Here is a 14,491-nt window from a genome sequence, read left to right as displayed (position 1 = left end):
TGTGTATGCCGGGGGGCGGAAACCAACGAGGAGACGACGACATGAAACTGCGACACACGGCGCTGGCAGCGCTGATCGCGATCGGGGCGGCCGCGCCGGCTTGGGCGGACGAGGCCGCCGCCAAGCGCTGGATCGACAGCGAGTTCCAGCCCTCCACACTGAGCAAGGCCCAGCAGACGGCCGAGCTCAAGTGGTTCATCGACGCCGCGGCCAAGCTCAAGGCCAAGGGCGTGAACGAGATTTCGGTGGTGTCCGAGACCATCACCACCCACGAGTACGAGTCCAAGACGCTGGCCAAGGCCTTCAGCGAAATCACGGGCATCACCGTCAAGCACGACCTGATCCAGGAAGGCGACGTGGTCGAGAAGCTGCAGACCTCGATGCAGTCGGGCAAGTCGATCTACGACGGCTGGATCAGCGACTCCGACCTGATCGGCACCCACTACCGCTACGGCCAGATTCTCAACCTGACCGACTACATGGCGGGCGCTGGCAAGGACTTCACCAACCCGGGCTTGGACCTCAAGGACTTCATCGGCACCAAGTTCACCACCGGGCCGGACGGCAAGCTGTACCAGTTGCCCGACCAGCAGTTCGCCAACCTGTACTGGTTCCGTGCCGACCTGTTCGCGCGCCAGGACCTGAAGGACAAGTTCAAGGCCAAGTACGGCTACGACCTGGGTGTGCCGCTGAACTGGAGCGCCTACGAGGACATCGCCGAGTTCTTTACGAACGACGTGAAGATGATCGATGGCAAGCCCATCTACGGTCACATGGACTACGGCAAGAAAGACCCGTCGCTGGGCTGGCGCTTCACCGATGCCTGGCTGTCCATGGCCGGCACCGCCGACATCGGCAACCCCAATGGCCTGCCCATTGACGAGTGGGGCATCCGCGTGGCCGACGACAAGTGCACGCCGGTGGGTGCGTCGGTGGCGCGCGGCGGTGCGGCCAACTCGCCAGCAGCGGTCTACGCGCTCACCAAGTACGTCGACTGGATGAAGAAGTACGCGCCCAAGGAAGCCACCGGCATGACCTTCGGCGAGGCCGGCCCGGTGCCCGCGCAAGGGCAGATCGCGCAGCAGATCTTCTGGTACACCGCGTTCACCGCCGACATGACCAAGCCCGGCCTGCCGGTGGTCAATGCCGACGGCACGCCCAAGTGGCGCATGGCCCCTGGCCCCAATGGCCCGTACTGGAAGCAGGGCATGCAGAACGGCTACCAGGACGTGGGCTCGTGGACCTTCTTCAAGAACCACGACGCCAACAAGACGGCAGCCGCCTGGCTCTACGCGCAGTTCATCACCGCCAAGACCACCTCGCTCAAGAAGACCATGGTCGGTCTGACGCCCATCCGCGAAAGCGACATCCAGAGCAAGGCCATGACCGACATGGCGCCCAAGCTGGGTGGTCTGGTGGAGTTCTACCGCTCGCCCGCACGCGTGGCCTGGAGCCCGACCGGCACCAACGTGCCCGACTACCCCAAGCTGGCGCAGCTGTGGTGGCAGAACGTGGCGCAGGCAGTCACGGGTGAGAAGTCGCCGCAGCAAGCCATGGACTCGCTGGCTGATCAGATGGACCAGGTGATGGCCCGTCTGGAACGCGCCGGCATGGAGCGCTGCGCGCCCAAGCTCAACCCCAAGAGCGATCCCGGCAAGTGGCTGAGCGACAAGGCCGCGCCGTGGAAGAAGCTGGCCAACGAGAAGCCCAAGGGCGAGACCATCGCCTACGATTCGCTGCTCAACGCCTGGAAGGCCGGCAAGGTCCGCTGATCGCGCCCTTGACCTCCGCCCCCCGGCGCTTCCCCGCGCCGGGGTCAGACCGCCACGCCCATGAACCGAGAACAACACATCGCTTCGCTGACCGACGGCGCCCGCTTCGACATGGTCGTTGTCGGCGGTGGGGCCACCGGGCTGGGCGTGGCGCTTGATGCCAGCCTGCGCGGATTCTCTGTGGCTTTGTTCGAGTCGCACGATTTCGCGGGTGGTACGTCGTCGCGCGCCACCAAGTTGTTGCACGGTGGCGTGCGGTACCTGGCGCAAGGCAACGTGTCGCTGGTGCGCGAGGCATTGGCCGAGCGCACGACCGTCATGGCGATTGCGCCGCACCTGGCGCAGCCCTTGCCTTTCGTGATGCCCAGCCACCAGTGGTGGCAGACCCCGTTTTATGGGGTGGGCCTCAAGATGTACGACCTGCTGGCCGGACGCGCCGGCCTGGGGCGTACCGAATTTCTCAACCGGGCGCAGACGCTGGCTGCCTTGCCGGGGGTCAACCCGCAAGGCTTGCGCGGCGGCGTTCGCTACTGGGACGGTCAGTTTGACGATGCACGGCTGGCCATTGCGTTGGCGCGCAGCGCGCAAGCAGCGGGCGCATGCGTGCTCAACCACGCCGAAGTGACGGCCATTGCGTCCGATGGCGATGGGCACGCTGTGACGGTGCGCGATCGTATCGGCGGCGCCGAGCACCGCGTGCACGCCCGTTGCGTGGTCAATGCCACGGGTGTGTGGGTCGACGCCGTGCGAGAGGCGGCGGGCACGCCCTCGCACATGGTCAGCCCCAGCCAGGGGGTGCATGTGGTGGTCGACCGCGAATTCCTGGGCGGCGACCACGCGCTCCTGGTGCCCAAGACCCGCGATGGCCGTGTGCTGTTTGCCGTACCCTGGCTGGGCAAGCTCATTCTGGGCACCACCGACACCCCGCGACAGGATCTGGCGCGCGAACCGCAGCCGTTTGCCGAAGAGTTGGCCTTCATCCTGGACGAGGCTTCACGTGCGCTCAAGCGCAAGGTCCAACGCACCGACATCCGCAGCGTGTGGGTCGGCCTGCGACCGTTGGTGGCGCCGCCAACCGAAGGCGGCGGCAGCACCCAGTCGCTGTCGCGCGAGCACACGGTGGTGGTGGATCCCAATGGGCTGGTCACCGTGACCGGTGGCAAATGGACCACCTACCGCGCCATGGCCGAGGACGTGCTTCAACAGTGTTTTGACGCTGGGCGATTGCCGGTGCGGGCGGCGGGGCACAGCGAAAAGCATCGCCTGGCGGGTGCCCCTGTGCAGGCGTCGGTGCCGATACATGCTTCGCCCGGGTGGCATTTGTATGGTGCGGATGCTGACGCGGTGCGTGCGTTGCCAGGCGCCGACGATCACCTCGGCATGGGTTTGCAGGCCGCGATGGTGCGGTTTGCAGTCAAAAGTGAGTTTGCACTCACTGTCGAAGACGTGCTCGCCCGCCGATGGCGCGCACTGTTTCTGGATGCAAAGGAAGCCGCGCGGATGGCGCCAGGCGTCGCGGAAATCCTGCGCCAGGAGGGCGTATCCGACCCGCGTGCCGACGAATTTCAGGCGTTGGCGGCGCGTTACGCGGCCCCCGCTGTTTGACGCGCCTTTCAGCTCGTGCCATAATCCGCGGCTTCGCCCCTCACGGGGTGGAGTTTCTGGCGTGCAGCAATGTGCGCCGTCTGCCCACCGAAGGGTGGCATCCGCCGCGGCAGCAGCCGCTTGCAGCAGGTGTCTTCCGACGACGGGCCCAAGACTGATCGCTGTCGGCCGCGGTGGCCTTCAGGATTCAAGTTGGGACTTAAATCAAATGATTCAAACGCAATCTCGACTCGATGTTGCTGACAACACGGGTGCCAAGTCCGTGATGTGCATCAAGGTGCTGGGTGGTTCCAAGCGCCGCTACGCCAGCGTGGGTGATGTCATCAAGGTCAGCATCAAGGAAGCAGCACCGCGCGGCCGCGTCAAAAAAGGCGAGGTCTACAACGCCGTGGTGGTGCGTACCGCCAAGGGCATCCGTCGCCAGGATGGCGCATTGATCAAATTCGACGGCAACGCCGCGGTGTTGCTCAACGCCAAGCTGGAGCCCATCGGCACCCGCATCTTCGGCCCGGTCACGCGCGAACTGCGTACCGAGAAGTTCATGAAGATCGTGTCGCTGGCCCCTGAGGTCCTCTGAGGAAGCAACATGAACAAGATCCGTACCGGTGACGAAGTCATCGTGATCGCCGGCCGCGATAAGGGCAAACGCGGCAAGGTGCTCTCCCGTGCCGACGAGCAGCATGTGGTCGTCGAAGGTGTGAACACCGTCAAGAAGCACGCCAAGCCGAACCCCATGAAGGGTGTGACCGGCGGCATCGTCGAGAAGACCATGCCCATCGACCAGTCCAACGTGGCGATCTTCAACCCGACGTCCGGCAAGGCCGATCGCGTGGGCGTGAAGGCCGTTGATGGCAAGAACGTGCGCGTCTACAAGTCCAGCGGCGAAGAAATCAAGGTGGCATGACCATGGCACGACTGCAACAACACTACCGCGAGAAGGTGGTCCCCGAGTTGACCGCCAAGTTCAACTACAAGTCGACGATGGAGGTGCCGCGCATCACCAAGATCACGCTCAACATGGGCGTGAGCGAGGCCGTCGCCGACAAGAAGGTGATGGACAACGCTGTGGGCGACCTGACCAAGATTGCTGGTCAGAAGCCCGTCGTGACCAAGGCCCGCAAGGCCATCGCCGGCTTCAAGATCCGTGAGCAACAGGCCATCGGCTGCATGGTGACCCTGCGTGGCGCCCGCATGTACGAATTCCTGGACCGCTTTGTCACCGTGGCGCTGCCGCGTGTGCGCGACTTCCGTGGTATCTCGGGTCGTTCGTTCGACGGCCGCGGCAACTACAACGTTGGCGTCAAGGAACAGATCATCTTCCCCGAGATCGAGTACGACAAGGTTGATGCCCTGCGCGGTTTGAACATCAGCATCACGACGACCGCCAAGACCGACGATGAGTGCAAGGCTCTGTTGGCGGGTTTCCGTTTCCCCTTCAAGAACTGAGGTATCGCGTGGCAAAACAAGCACTGCTCCAACGTGAACTCAAGCGCGAGAAGCTCGCAGCCAAGTTCTCCAAGAAATACAACGAACTGAAGGCCACCGCCAACGACGCCAAGAAGAGCGACGAAGAGCGCGATGCCGCCCGCCTGGCGCTGCAGAAGCTGCCGCGCAACGCGAACCCGACCCGTCAGCGCAATCGCTGCGAAATCACGGGCCGTCCGCGTGGCACCTTCAACCACTTCGGTCTGGGTCGCGCCAAGGTGCGCGAGATGGCGTTTGCCGGTGAAATTCCCGGCATCACCAAAGCCAGCTGGTAAGCCTCAGGAGATCCCCACATGAGCATGAGTGATCCCATCGCCGACATGTTGACCCGCATCCGCAACGCGCAGATGGTCGAGAAGGCCACCGTGTCGATGCCGGCATCGAAAGTCAAAGCGGCGATTGCCCAGGTCCTGAAGGACGAGGGCTATATCGACGGCTTCAAAGTCACCAATGACGGTGGCAAGAGCGAACTCGAAATTGCCCTGAAGTATTACGCCGGTCGCCCGGTGATCGAGCGCATCGAGCGCGTCAGCCGCCCTGGCCTGCGCGTCTACCGCGGGCGCAACGCCATTCCCCAGGTCCAGAATGGTCTGGGCGTGGCCATCGTGACCACGCCGCGTGGCGTGATGACCGATCGCAAGGCCCGCGCTTCTGGAGTCGGCGGCGAAGTCCTGTGCTACGTCGCCTGATGCGGGCATCAAGGAGAAATTGAATGTCACGTATTGGAAAACTGCCGGTGACCGTCCCCGCTGGGGTTGAGGTGGCCGTCAAGGATGGGTTGATCAACGTCAAGGGCGCCAATGGCGCATTGACGCTGGCGCTCAACTCCCTGGTCAAGATCGACATCGACGGCGGCAAGATCAACTTTGCCCCCGTGGATGAGTCGCGCGACGCCAACGCCATGTCCGGCACCATGCGCCAGCTGGTGAACAACATGGTGACCGGCGTGAGCAAGGGCTTCGAAAAGAAGTTGAACCTGGTCGGTGTGGGTTTCAAGGCCCAGGCCCAGGGCGCCAAGCTCAACCTCACGGTGGGCTACTCGCATCCCGTGATCATGGACATGCCAGCCGGCATCAAGGTGGAAACGCCTGCGCCGACCGAAATCATCATCAAGGGTGCGGATCGCCAGCGCGTGGGTCAGATCGCCTCCGAGGTGCGTGCCGTGCGTCCGCCCGAGCCCTACAAGGGCAAGGGCATCCGTTATGCGGATGAGAAGGTCGTGATCAAGGAAACCAAGAAGAAATAAGGAGTCCGATCATGTTGACCAAGAAAGAACAACGCCTGCGCCGCGCGCGTCAGACCCGCATCCGCATCGCCCAACAGGCGGCGGTGCGCCTGACCGTGAATCGCACCAACTTGCACATCTACGCCAGCGTCATTTCCGCCGATGGCGGCCGTGTGTTGGCAACCGCATCCACTGCCGAAAAAGAAGTGCGCACCCAGCTGGGCGCTTCGGGCAAGGGTGGCAACGTGGCTGCTGCTGCATTGATCGGCAAGCGTATTGCCGAAAAGGCAAAAGCTGCCGGTATCGAGAAAGTCGCGTTCGACCGCGCTGGCTTCGCTTACCACGGTCGCGTCAAGGCCCTGGCCGACGCAGCCCGCGAAGCCGGCCTGCAGTTCTGATGACACGGGATACACGACATGGCTAAGTTTCAGGCAAACATCAAGAACGAAGCGAACGACGACGGTCTGCGCGAAAAGATGATCGCGATCAACCGCGTGACCAAAGTGGTCAAGGGCGGTCGCATCCTCGGTTTCGCTGCGCTGACGGTGGTCGGCGATGGCGATGGCCGCGTGGGCATGGGCAAAGGCAAGGCGCGTGAAGTGCCGGTCGCCGTGCAGAAGGCCATGGAGCAGGCTCGCCGCAACATGATCAAGGTCTCGCTCAAGGACGGATCGCTGCACCATGCGGTGCACGGCGAGCACGGCGCATCGAACGTCATGATGCTGCCGGCAGTCAAGGGTACCGGCATCATCGCTGGCGGCCCGATGCGCGCCGTCTTCGAAGTGCTGGGTGTGACCGACGTCGTGGCCAAGAGCCATGGCTCGAGCAACCCATACAACCTGGTGCGCGCCACGCTGGACGCACTCGAGAAGTCCACCACCCCGGCTGAAGTTGCTGCGAAGCGCGGCAAATCGGTCGAGGAAATCCTGGGCTGAAAGGATTCATCGTGAGCCAATCGAACACCGTCAAGGTTCAGCTCGTGCGCAGCCCGATCGGCTGCAAGGAAAGCCACCGTGCCACCGTGCGCGGCCTGGGTCTGCGCAAGCTCAACAGCGTCAGCGAACTGCAGGACAGCCCTGCCGTGCGCGGCATGATCAACAAGATCAGCTATCTGGTCAAAGTGCTCTGATCGGAGTCGACGACATGGAACTCAACAACATCAAGCCGGGCGAGGGTGCCAAGCACGCCAAGCGCCGTGTCGGCCGTGGTATCGGCTCGGGCCTGGGCAAGACCGCAGGTCGTGGCCACAAAGGTCAAAAGTCGCGCGCCGGTGGCTATCACAAGGTGGGCTTCGAAGGCGGTCAGATGCCGCTGCAGCGTCGCCTGCCCAAGCGTGGATTCAAATCGACCACGCTGGCTTTCAACGCCGAAGTCACCTTGGCCGATATCAATGGCCTGGACGCTGCCGAGATCGATGTGCTGCTGCTCAAGCAGGTTGGTCTGGTGCCCCAGCTCGCCAAGCGCGTGAAGGTCATCAAGTCTGGTGAGATCACGCGCGCCGTGACGCTCAAGGATGTTGTGCCCACCGCTGGCGCCAAGGCTGCCATTGAAGCGGCCGGTGGCCAAGTGGCCGCAGCCTGATCCCGCACGATCGGAAGGAACCCGTGGCAACCGCTTCCCCATCTCTGGCAAAGACCGGCAAGTTCGGCGACCTGCGTCGCCGGCTGGTTTTCCTGTTGCTGGCGCTGGTGGTCTATCGCATCGGTGCGCACATTCCCGTCCCTGGCATCAACCCGGAGCAGCTTCAACAACTGTTCCAGGGACAGCAGGGCGGCATCCTGAGCCTGTTCAACATGTTCTCGGGTGGTGCGCTGTCGCGGTTCACCGTGTTTGCGCTGGGCATCATGCCGTACATCTCGGCCTCCATCATCATGCAGCTCATGACGTACGTGATTCCCACGTTCGAGCAGTTGAAGAAGGAGGGCGAGGCCGGACGTCGCAAGATCACCCAGTACACCCGCTACGGCACATTGGCGCTGGCCATCTTTCAAGCGATGGGTATTGCTCTGGCGCTTGAGGGCCAGCAGGGTCTGGTGATTGACCCCGGTATGGGCTTTCGTCTGACGGCCGTGGTCAGCCTTGTGGCGGGAACGATGTTTCTGATGTGGCTGGGTGAGCAGATTACCGAGCGCGGCCTGGGCAATGGCATCTCTCTGCTGATCTTTGCCGGCATTGCTGCGGGTCTGCCCAACGCGGTTGGTGGATTGCTTGAACTGGTCCGCACCAGGGCCATGAACATTCTGGTGGCGCTCTTCATCATCGCGCTGGTGGTCCTGGTGACCTACTTCGTGGTGTTTGTGGAACGCGGACAGCGCAAGATTCTGGTGAACTACGCACGCCGTCAGGTGGGCAACAAGGTGTACGGCGGCCAATCGTCGCACCTGCCGCTCAAGCTGAACATGGCTGGCGTGATTCCGCCAATCTTCGCCTCGTCAATCATCCTGCTGCCCACCACGGTGGTCAGCTGGGTGAGCACAGGGGACTCGACCCGCTGGCTGCGCGACATTGCGTCTGCGCTGTCTCCGGGCCAGCCGATCTATGTGGCCTTGTACGCTGCCGCGATCATCTTCTTCTGCTTCTTCTACACGGCCTTGGTGTTCAACAGCCGCGAAACCGCAGACAACCTGAAGAAGAGTGGCGCATTCATTCCGGGCATTCGTCCGGGCGACCAGACGGCGCGGCACATCGACAAGATCCTGCTTCGACTGACGATGGCCGGTGCGATCTACATCACCGCCGTCTGCCTGTTGCCCGAATTTTTGATTCTTGAGTACAACGTGCCGTTCTATTTTGGCGGCACCTCGCTTCTCATCATTGTGGTGGTGACCATGGACTTCATGGCCCAGGTTCAGAACTACATGATGTCGCAGCAGTACGAGTCACTGCTGAAAAAGGCGAATTTCAAGACTTCGCTTGGTGGTTGAGCGATGGCCAAGGATGACGTGATCGAGATGCAGGGTGAGGTGGTTGAAAACCTCCCCAATGCGACCTTCAGGGTCAAACTCGAAAATGGTCACGTTGTGCTTGGTCACATCTCGGGAAAGATGCGCATGCATTACATCCGCATCCTGCCTGGTGACAAGGTGAAAGTTGAACTGACGCCTTATGACCTGACCCGGGCCCGCATCGTGTTCCGCGCCAAGTGAAGCGCATGATCTGAACGTTTACTGGATTTCTAGGAGAAGACAAATGAGAGTTTCGGCTTCGGTCAAGAAGATGTGCCGCAACTGCAAGATCATCAAGCGCAACGGTATCGTGCGCGTGATCTGCACCGATCCCCGCCACAAGCAGCGTCAAGGCTGATCGTTTCGTAAGAGGATTTCACATGGCCCGTATTGCAGGCATCAACATTCCGCCGCACAAGCACGCCGAGATCGGTCTGACGGCAATCTTCGGTATCGGCCGCACCCGTGCGCGCCAGATCTGCGAGGCTTGCGGCATCGCATACAGCAAGAAGATCAAGGATCTGAGCGACGCCGAGCTCGAAAAAGTCCGCGACCAGGTCAACACCTTCACCATCGAAGGCGACCTGCGTCGTGAAACCACGATGAACATCAAGCGTTTGATGGACATCGGCTGCTACCGCGGCTTCCGCCATCGCCGTGGCCTGCCCGTGCGCGGTCAACGCACCAAGACCAACGCACGCACGCGCAAGGGCCCCCGCAAGGCTGCCCAGTCGCTGAAGAAGTAATCGGTTCGAAGGAAAACCATGGCCAAGTCCCCGTCCAGCAGCGCCGCAGCCCGCGTTCGCAAGAAAGTCCGCAAGAACATTGCGGACGGCATTGCGCACGTGCACGCGTCGTTCAACAATACCATCATCACCATCACCGATCGTCAGGGCAATGCACTGTCCTGGGCTTCGTCGGGTGGCCAGGGCTTCAAGGGTTCGCGCAAGTCGACCCCGTTTGCTGCCCAGGTGGCCTCCGAAGTGGCGGGCCGTGCCGCCATGGAGCAAGGCATCAAGAACCTGGACGTCGAGATCAAGGGCCCTGGTCCTGGCCGCGAATCGTCGGTTCGTGCGCTGGGAGCGTTGGGCATCCGTATCACGTCCATCTCTGACGTGACGCCCGTGCCGCACAACGGCTGCCGCCCGCAGAAGCGCCGCCGCATCTGAGTGTCAACCGGCTTCTGCCGCAATCGCGGTATAATGGCCGGTTTTTCGAGAGCCACCGTGGTTACGCTGCGGTGGCATTTTTGCTAAGCCCACTGCCCCCACCATCGTGGAAGGCTCCCGCAATCACAGGCTCCTGTGGGTTGCGGCAGAAATCACAAGGAAACCAACGTGGCACGTTACCTCGGCCCGAAGGCCAAACTCTCCCGTCGCGAGGCCAGCGACCTGCTGCTCAAGAGCGCACGCCGCTCGATCAGCGACAAAGCCAAGTTTGACTCCAAGCCGGGTCAGCACGGCCGCACCTCTGGCCAGCGCACTTCCGACTTCGGTATCCAGCTGCGCGAAAAGCAGAAGGTCAAGCGCACCTATGGCGTTCTTGAGCGCCAGTTCCGCCGCTACTTTGCCGAAGCGGATCGCCGACGTGGCAACACCGGCGCCAACCTGCTGTTCCTCTTGGAATCGCGCCTGGACAACGTGGTGTTCCGCATGGGCTTTGCCTCGACCCGCGCCGAAGCCCGTCAGATCGTGTCCCACAAGGCCATCACTGTGAATGGCCAACCGGTCAACATTCCTTCGTTCCTGGTCAAGGCTGGTGACGTCGTGGCTGTTCGCGAGAAGTCCAAGAAGCAGGCCCGCGTGATCGAAGCCCTCGAGCTGGCCAAGCAGATCGGCTTCCCCGGCTGGGTTGATGTGTCGGTCGACAAAGTCGAAGGCGTCTTCAAGAAGACCCCTGACCGCGACGAATTCGCCTCGGACATCAACGAGTCGCTGATCGTCGAACTGTATTCGCGTTAATCCCCGTCCCCGGTGATGCCAGGCGTTCGCCTGCGCGCCGGGTCATTCCATGCTCCGTCTGCCTTATCGGTGTAACGAGCCGAGGGAACTGAAGGAAGTCTGAATGCTCAACAACCTGCTCAAGCCCAAGTCCATCAACGTCGAGCAACTCTCGACCAATCGCGCCAAGGTCACTCTCGAACCTTTCGAGCGCGGCTACGGGCACACCCTCGGCAACGCGCTGCGTCGCGTGCTGCTGTCGTCCATGGTGGGACATGCGCCCACCGAAGTGACCATCGCCGGCGTGGTGCACGAGTACTCCTCCATCGACGGCGTGCAGGAAGACGTGGTCAACCTGCTGCTGAACCTCAAGGGTGTGGTGTTCAAGCTCCACAACCGCGACGAAGTCACGCTGAGCCTGCGCAAGGATGGTGAAGGCGTGGTGACCGCTGCCGACATCCAGACGCCGCACGACGTCGAGATCGTCAATCCGGAGCACGTTATCGCCACGCTGTCGGCCGGTGCCAAGCTCGACATGCAGATCAAGGTCGAGAAAGGCCGCGGCTACGTGCCTGGTACGCTGCGTCGCGGTGACGACGCTGCGCGCTCGATCGGTCGCATCGTGCTGGACGCATCGTTCTCTCCGGTCAAGCGCGTGAGCTACACGGTCGAAAGCGCCCGCGTGGAACAGCGCACCGACCTGGACAAGCTCGTGCTCGAGATCGAGACCAATGGTTCGATCGGCCCGGAAGAAGCCGTTCGTGCATCGGCCAAGATCCTGGTCGAACAACTGGCGGTGTTTGCTCAGCTCGAAGGTGCCGAACTGTTCAGCGAAGCCCCGCAGCAGCGCAGCTCGCAACAGTTCGATCCGATCCTGCTGCGCCCTGTGGATGAGCTCGAACTCACCGTGCGTTCGGCGAACTGCCTCAAGGCCGAGAACATCTATTACATCGGTGACCTGATTCAGCGCACCGAGAACGAGCTGCTGAAGACCCCGAACCTGGGTCGCAAGTCGCTCAACGAAATCAAGGAAGTGCTGGCTTCGCGTGGTCTCACGCTGGGCATGAAGCTCGAGAACTGGCCGCCCGCTGGTCTCGATAAGCACTGATCGTTTTTCCCCCTGAGCCTTCGGGCCAGACCCTGACGAACTGCCGGTACCTGATACGGCCGGCGGCAAAAGACTGAAAGGAATCACCATGCGTCACGGACACGGACTTCGCAAACTCAACCGCACCAGCGAGCACCGCCAGGCGATGCTGCGCAACATGATGAACTCGCTGCTCACGCACGAAGTCATCAAGACCACGCTGCCCAAGGCCAAAGAATTGCGCCGCGTGGTTGAACCCATGATCACGCTGGCCAAGGTGCCGACCGTGGCCAATCGCCGTCTGGCTTTCGATCGCCTGCGCGATCGCGACGTTGTGGTCAAGCTGTTCAACGAACTGGGCCCGCGTTTCAAGGCCCGTCCGGGCGGCTACACCCGCATCCTGAAAATGGGCTTCCGCGTGGGCGACAACGCGCCGATGGCATTGGTGGAGCTGGTTGATCGTGCAGAGCCTGCTGCTGAAGCCGGCGAAGCCGACAAAGCGTGATATAATTTTCGGCTTGACGCGGAGTGGAGCAGCCTGGTAGCTCGTTGGGCTCATAACCCAAAGGTCGCAAGTTCAAATCTTGCCTCCGCAACCAATCAAATCAAGCGCAAGCTTGTCATCAAGGCCCTCGGAATCGAGGGCCTTTTTGTTTGTGGATGCCGATGCCTCCTCGATGAAGTCGACGGTGGCAAGTGTGCCGCCTTCAGCGAATACCGGCGCGCAGAAAGCTTTGAACGAACTGCCGCTGGAACAGCAGGAACGCGATCAACAAAGGGGCCGCGGCAATCAGTGTCGCGGCATTGATGATGGCCCAGTCGATGCCTTGATCTGTGCCGGCAAACACCGCCAACCCGACAGTCAGTGGCCGCGTTTGCGGGGAGTTGGACACGATCAAGGGCCAGAGGAAGTTGTTCCAGTGGTAGCTGACTGAGACCAGCGCATAGGCCAGGTACACGGGACGCGCCAAGGGCACATACACCCGCCACAGCACACCCAGAGACCCACAGCCTTCGATGCGCGCCGCATCTTCCAGCTCGGTAGGGATGGTCATGAAGGTCTGCCGCAGCAAGAAGATGCCGAAGGCCGACGCCATGTAGGGCAGTGCCATGGCGGCCACGCTGTCGCTCATGCCCAGGGCGTGCACGGTGCGGTAGTTTTCAACGATGACCACATCGGGCATGACCATCAGCTGGATCAGCACCAGCGCGAACACCACCGACCGGCCGGCAAAGGCGAAACGAGCGAAGGCGTAGGCGGCCAGCGTGCACAGCAACAACTGCCCCACCAGGATGCTGCTGACCAACCAGAAGGTGTTGAGAAAGTAGCGGGCAAATGGGGCCGCCTCCCAGGCCGTGCGGAAGTTGGCCAGCGTGAGGGGAGCGGCGAGATCGAAGCGGGTGGCGTATTCGCCGGGATGGAACGCGCTCCAGAAGGCATACAGAAGCGGGAGCACCCACAGCAGGCCCAAGGTCCAGGCGGCCACCGTGTGGAGCGAAAGATCAAACCGTGTGCGATGCATGTGCGGCCCTGGCGCTCGTGCTCTATTGGTAGTGCGTCCGGCGCTCCAGCAAGGCGAACTGGGCGAAGGCGATGAATGCCAGCAGGGCCAGCAGCACCATGGTCAGCGCAGCGGCGTAGCCGGAATCCCAGAACTTGAAGCCGGTCTCGTAGATGTAGTACAGCAGGATGCTGCTGGCGTTGTCTGGCCCGCCACGTGTCATGACCACGATGTGGTCCACCAGGCGAAAGGCGTTGATGACGGCGTTGACCAGCACGAACAGCGTGGTCGGCATCAACAGCGGAAAGGTGACACGGCGAAAGAACTGCCAGCGGCTCGCGCCTTCCAGTGCGGCCGCTTCGCGCAGATCGGGTGACATCTGCTGCAACGCCGCCAGGTAGAAGATCATGTAGAAGCCCGATTCCTTCCACACCGATACCACCATCAGGCAACCCAGCACGGTTTCGCGCGAGCCCAGCCAGTTGTGGGGTGCACCACCAAACCAGCTGCGCACCTGGTCGAGCAAGCCGTAGTCGGGCGTGTAGAAGAACAGCCAGATGTTGGCCACCGCGATCATGGGCAGCACGGTGGGTGTGAAGAAGGCCAGGCGCAACGCACCCCGGCCGGGCAACCGGTCGTTGACCCACAGTGCCATGCCCATGGCCAGCGCGATCGACGGCAGGATGGTGCCCGCCGCGTACCAGAGGTTGTTGACCAGCGACGCCCAGAACACCGGGTCGTTGGCCATGTCCTGGTAGTGCGCGACGCCGATGAAGCGCGCGGGCCGTTCTCCCTTGGGCGTGCTGAAGAAGCTGTGCCACAGCGCCGCCACCGCCGGGTAGTGCGTGAACAAGACCAGCAACACGGCTGCGGGCAGCAGCAGCAGCCAGCCCTGCAGGGCTTGAACCGAGGCGGCGGAGCGGCGCATAG

The 14,491-nt window shown here is 62.3% G+C and carries 22 protein-coding genes and 1 tRNA gene; 21 read left to right on the top strand and 2 right to left on the bottom strand.

Features of this window, described 5'->3' with window-relative positions; all coding sequences use genetic code 11:
* The first annotated feature begins 41 nt into the window (after window positions 1–41).
* The 21 genes from KF871_RS05945 to KF871_RS05845 all read left to right on the top strand — a co-directional run bounded on the left by KF871_RS05945 (window position 42) and on the right by KF871_RS05845 (window position 12,658).
* Window positions 42–1,772: an ABC transporter substrate-binding protein gene (locus tag KF871_RS05945; protein WP_291139591.1), complete on the top strand. Its 1,731-nt coding sequence runs from the start codon at window positions 42–44 to the stop codon at window positions 1,770–1,772.
* Window positions 1,773–1,832: 60 nt separating this feature from the next.
* The gene (locus KF871_RS05940) at window positions 1,833–3,377 is read left to right on the top strand and encodes a glycerol-3-phosphate dehydrogenase/oxidase (RefSeq protein ID WP_291139588.1); all 1,545 of its coding nucleotides are present in this window, start codon (window positions 1,833–1,835) and stop codon (window positions 3,375–3,377) included.
* Window positions 3,378–3,585: 208 nt separating this feature from the next.
* Complete coding sequence (gene rplN, locus KF871_RS05935; RefSeq protein WP_009514936.1) at window positions 3,586–3,954, top strand: 50S ribosomal protein L14; 369 nt, start codon at window positions 3,586–3,588, stop codon at window positions 3,952–3,954.
* A gap of 9 nt (window positions 3,955–3,963) precedes the next feature.
* A complete protein-coding gene (gene rplX / locus KF871_RS05930; RefSeq protein ID WP_291139585.1) occupies window positions 3,964–4,281 on the top strand; it encodes a 50S ribosomal protein L24 in 318 nt (105 codons plus the stop codon).
* 2 nt (window positions 4,282–4,283) lie between these two features.
* On the top strand, window positions 4,284–4,823 hold the full coding sequence (rplE, locus tag KF871_RS05925; protein WP_291139582.1) for a 50S ribosomal protein L5: 540 nt from the start codon (window positions 4,284–4,286) through the stop codon (window positions 4,821–4,823).
* Between the two features lie 8 nt (window positions 4,824–4,831).
* Entirely contained in the window at window positions 4,832–5,137 is a 306-nt protein-coding gene (gene rpsN, locus KF871_RS05920) for a 30S ribosomal protein S14 (RefSeq protein WP_291139579.1), read from the top strand.
* Between the two features lie 18 nt (window positions 5,138–5,155).
* Entirely contained in the window at window positions 5,156–5,551 is a 396-nt protein-coding gene (gene rpsH / locus KF871_RS05915; RefSeq protein ID WP_291139576.1) for a 30S ribosomal protein S8, read from the top strand.
* 23 nt (window positions 5,552–5,574) lie between these two features.
* On the top strand, window positions 5,575–6,108 hold the full coding sequence (gene rplF, locus KF871_RS05910) for a 50S ribosomal protein L6 (protein ID WP_291139573.1): 534 nt from the start codon (window positions 5,575–5,577) through the stop codon (window positions 6,106–6,108).
* 11 nt (window positions 6,109–6,119) lie between these two features.
* Window positions 6,120–6,485 (top strand): 50S ribosomal protein L18, encoded by a 366-nt coding sequence (gene rplR / locus KF871_RS05905; protein WP_291139569.1) that lies wholly within the window; start codon window positions 6,120–6,122, stop codon window positions 6,483–6,485.
* Window positions 6,486–6,503: 18 nt separating this feature from the next.
* Complete coding sequence (gene rpsE / locus KF871_RS05900; protein ID WP_291139566.1) at window positions 6,504–7,022, top strand: 30S ribosomal protein S5; 519 nt, start codon at window positions 6,504–6,506, stop codon at window positions 7,020–7,022.
* Window positions 7,023–7,033: 11 nt separating this feature from the next.
* Window positions 7,034–7,216: a 50S ribosomal protein L30 gene (rpmD, locus tag KF871_RS05895; RefSeq protein WP_291139563.1), complete on the top strand. Its 183-nt coding sequence runs from the start codon at window positions 7,034–7,036 to the stop codon at window positions 7,214–7,216.
* Between the two features lie 14 nt (window positions 7,217–7,230).
* Window positions 7,231–7,668 carry a 50S ribosomal protein L15 gene (gene rplO / locus KF871_RS05890; protein ID WP_291139560.1) on the top strand — a complete coding sequence of 146 codons (438 nt, stop codon included), beginning with the start codon at window positions 7,231–7,233 and terminating at the stop codon, window positions 7,666–7,668.
* Between the two features lie 23 nt (window positions 7,669–7,691).
* Window positions 7,692–9,011 (top strand): preprotein translocase subunit SecY, encoded by a 1,320-nt coding sequence (secY, locus tag KF871_RS05885; RefSeq protein WP_291139557.1) that lies wholly within the window; start codon window positions 7,692–7,694, stop codon window positions 9,009–9,011.
* A 3-nt stretch (window positions 9,012–9,014) separates the two neighbouring features.
* On the top strand, window positions 9,015–9,233 hold the full coding sequence (infA, locus tag KF871_RS05880; protein ID WP_009514918.1) for a translation initiation factor IF-1: 219 nt from the start codon (window positions 9,015–9,017) through the stop codon (window positions 9,231–9,233).
* Window positions 9,234–9,276: 43 nt separating this feature from the next.
* Window positions 9,277–9,390, top strand: a complete 114-nt coding sequence (rpmJ, locus tag KF871_RS05875; RefSeq protein ID WP_291139553.1) for a 50S ribosomal protein L36 — start codon at window positions 9,277–9,279, stop codon at window positions 9,388–9,390.
* Window positions 9,391–9,412: 22 nt separating this feature from the next.
* Window positions 9,413–9,778, top strand: a complete 366-nt coding sequence (gene rpsM, locus KF871_RS05870; protein ID WP_291139550.1) for a 30S ribosomal protein S13 — start codon at window positions 9,413–9,415, stop codon at window positions 9,776–9,778.
* Window positions 9,779–9,796: 18 nt separating this feature from the next.
* Window positions 9,797–10,201, top strand: a complete 405-nt coding sequence (gene rpsK / locus KF871_RS05865) for a 30S ribosomal protein S11 (RefSeq protein ID WP_009514913.1) — start codon at window positions 9,797–9,799, stop codon at window positions 10,199–10,201.
* A gap of 168 nt (window positions 10,202–10,369) precedes the next feature.
* A complete protein-coding gene (gene rpsD, locus KF871_RS05860) occupies window positions 10,370–10,993 on the top strand; it encodes a 30S ribosomal protein S4 (protein ID WP_291139547.1) in 624 nt (207 codons plus the stop codon).
* A 103-nt stretch (window positions 10,994–11,096) separates the two neighbouring features.
* The gene (rpoA, locus tag KF871_RS05855) at window positions 11,097–12,080 is read left to right on the top strand and encodes a DNA-directed RNA polymerase subunit alpha (protein WP_291139544.1); all 984 of its coding nucleotides are present in this window, start codon (window positions 11,097–11,099) and stop codon (window positions 12,078–12,080) included.
* An 88-nt stretch (window positions 12,081–12,168) separates the two neighbouring features.
* Window positions 12,169–12,564, top strand: coding sequence for a 50S ribosomal protein L17 (gene rplQ, locus KF871_RS05850; protein WP_291139541.1), 396 nt, complete (start codon window positions 12,169–12,171; stop codon window positions 12,562–12,564).
* Between the two features lie 17 nt (window positions 12,565–12,581).
* Window positions 12,582–12,658 (top strand) — tRNA-Met (locus tag KF871_RS05845).
* A 108-nt stretch (window positions 12,659–12,766) separates the two neighbouring features.
* Here KF871_RS05845 and KF871_RS05840 read toward each other — a convergent pair.
* Both KF871_RS05840 and KF871_RS05835 read right to left on the bottom strand, forming a co-directional pair.
* Window positions 12,767–13,582 carry a carbohydrate ABC transporter permease gene (locus KF871_RS05840; protein WP_291139538.1) on the bottom strand — a complete coding sequence of 272 codons (816 nt, stop codon included), beginning with the start codon at window positions 13,580–13,582 and terminating at the stop codon, window positions 12,767–12,769.
* Between the two features lie 22 nt (window positions 13,583–13,604).
* Window positions 13,605–14,489: a carbohydrate ABC transporter permease gene (locus KF871_RS05835; RefSeq protein ID WP_291139535.1), complete on the bottom strand. Its 885-nt coding sequence runs from the start codon at window positions 14,487–14,489 to the stop codon at window positions 13,605–13,607.
* Between the last annotated feature and the right edge of the window lie 2 nt (window positions 14,490–14,491).

The organism is Hydrogenophaga sp., from assembly GCF_019635465.1.
Taxonomy (GTDB): domain Bacteria; phylum Pseudomonadota; class Gammaproteobacteria; order Burkholderiales; family Burkholderiaceae_C; genus Hydrogenophaga.
This window is presented reverse-complemented; position numbering and strand designations above follow the sequence as displayed.